Genomic DNA, 1,909 nt, shown 5'->3' on the forward strand with positions numbered 1-1,909 from the left:
GCCCGCTGCTCCACCACCATACGAACCGCCCGCTCGCGGACTTCAGGTGAAAATTTGTTGGTTGTCTTGCTCATAACGGATGCTCCTTCTCACAAGTTGGAGCCTCCTGGAAACCCGGGGCGCTTCAAACAGCTGGGCCACCGTCGTGATGTATCCTGTGACCACGGGCAATGAGAGTACGGCAAGTTCGCACCCAACGTCCTCGAGATATCGTTCGAACCGGCGCAGATAGTGCCGGTAAGCGCAAATCGATCTCGGACGCAGGCCACGTTCTTCACGAAGGTGATCGAAGAATCCCGGGACCTGGACCGCGAATGGGTCAGCCCGCGCCGTCCTGTTACAGCGGTACTCGGACTTCGATACGACCAGACTGAAGAAATGCCGTACGGTAACACCAACGAAGTTGCGGCTGCGCCGGCGCGCATCAGCGGATCGATCCGCGCACCGAGCAGATAGCCAGCTGGCAACAAAAGCATCGACGAGCGCTTCTGCCTGGTCGATCTGGTCGACATTGCGGGCAGCGGCGAAATCCGCAAACGACGTCAAGATCGGGACCCGCCGGTAGATGCTGCGAGCCGCATAGCCCTGCTCACACAGCGCAGTCACATAATCGTCAATCTGCGGTCCAAGCCAGCAGCCCATGATCCGATCGACGGTCTTCGGCATTACGAAAATGCGTTCCAGCATGACAACCTCCATTCCAAAAGTAGGGGAGCAGAGGGTGAGCTTTTTGCGGCCTTCGTGCGATGTGCCGGCGTTCGGACTCACGATGAGAAAAAGCAGTGACTTGCCGGCAGCGAGCCACATAACCGATCGGGACACAAAACTGCGATTACGTGCCCGGGCACGTAATCATACACAATGGCGCGGGCTACCCCGCCGAAGTAACCCAGCGCTTGAACCTGGCCTTCGATCCAGTCGGGGAGCTTCTGACTCAGGCTGGCCATCACGAACGTCAGCGACGAAGCCCCCAGAACCGCCACGAAGATCTGCGCCTGGTGTATTTCCCCGGTCGATGGATCGATCAGCGGCACTGTATGACCTGCATAATCGGTCTGCATCACAGCACCCGCCTCATGCCGATTACGGAAGCTTGCATGGGTGCACTTCTGGAAGGCCGCAAAGCGATCGCAGAACCAGGTATAGCCATAGCCATTGGGATGCCCGGCGCGATATTCTTGCCAAAGCAGCGTCAGCGTCACACCCTTGCGCTTGATCTCGCGCGCAACCACCGGCCAGTCCGGCTCGCTCAGATCCTGCGGAGGCCGCCCGACACGGCGAAAGAGAAGCTGCTCAAGAGCCGCATCATCGTCATATCCCGGTGGCAGTGGCCAGCTGGAAAGGCCCACTTCGCGTGCACGCAGGACATAGGTCGATACTGTCGTCTTGCTGAGCTTCAATCGCTCCGACACTGTCCGTACTGATAGCCCCTGATCATAGGTCAGGCGCAGAATCGATCGCATGTCCTTCACGTTCGTTCGTCTCGCTTGCTTCCGTCTTGGCATCTTCCCTCCCATCACCTTGATGAAAGGACTCAATGCCACTCCGGCGCGCCCGAAAAACGAACCTCATTCCCGCCCGAAACCACTGTCCCGGAATTAGCGGAATCGCTGTCCCGTATTTACTGAAATCACTGTCCGCGAATTACCGAAATCCGTGTCCGGGAATTTGCGAAACACGCAGGAAATGGCAAGTTCACTTCCGCACGCCGCCCGCACCATGTTCCGATTGATGCTGGATTTGCTGGCGGATCTAAATGCCAAGATCGTCGAACTCGACAAGGTGTAGAGGGCGGTGACAAACCAGGCCAATGGAACGCCAGCGATTTGCTGAGCGTGGCGGTTTAAAAACCAGCCATTGGATAGGTTGCTCCTTTTAAGGGGGGTGGCCGGGGATGTTTGCCGTGGAG

General features: G+C 57.9%; 2 protein-coding genes and 1 pseudogene. All 3 read right to left on the reverse strand.

What is annotated here, in order from left to right; all coding sequences use genetic code 11:
* Positions 1 to 42: 42 nt before the first annotated feature.
* On the reverse strand, positions 43 to 687 hold the full coding sequence (locus KRZ98_RS21160) for a site-specific integrase (protein WP_217675201.1): 645 nt from the start codon (positions 685 to 687) through the stop codon (positions 43 to 45).
* Between the two features lie 164 nt (positions 688 to 851).
* Positions 852 to 1,505: pseudogene (locus tag KRZ98_RS21165) on the reverse strand (IS21 family transposase); the annotation flags it as partial.
* 93 nt (positions 1,506 to 1,598) lie between these two features.
* A partial coding sequence (locus tag KRZ98_RS21170; RefSeq protein WP_217675202.1) for a hypothetical protein occupies positions 1,599 to 1,909 on the reverse strand: 311 nt, incomplete at its 5' end.

The organism is Sphingobium sp. AS12 (genome assembly GCF_019097845.1).
Taxonomy (GTDB): Bacteria; Pseudomonadota; Alphaproteobacteria; order Sphingomonadales; family Sphingomonadaceae; genus Sphingobium.

Excerpts from the sequence above, each read along its gene's own strand:
- KRZ98_RS21160 (WP_217675201.1), bottom strand. The coding sequence starts at position 687 with ATGCTGGAACGCATTTTCGTAATGCCGAAGACCGTCGATCGGATCATG.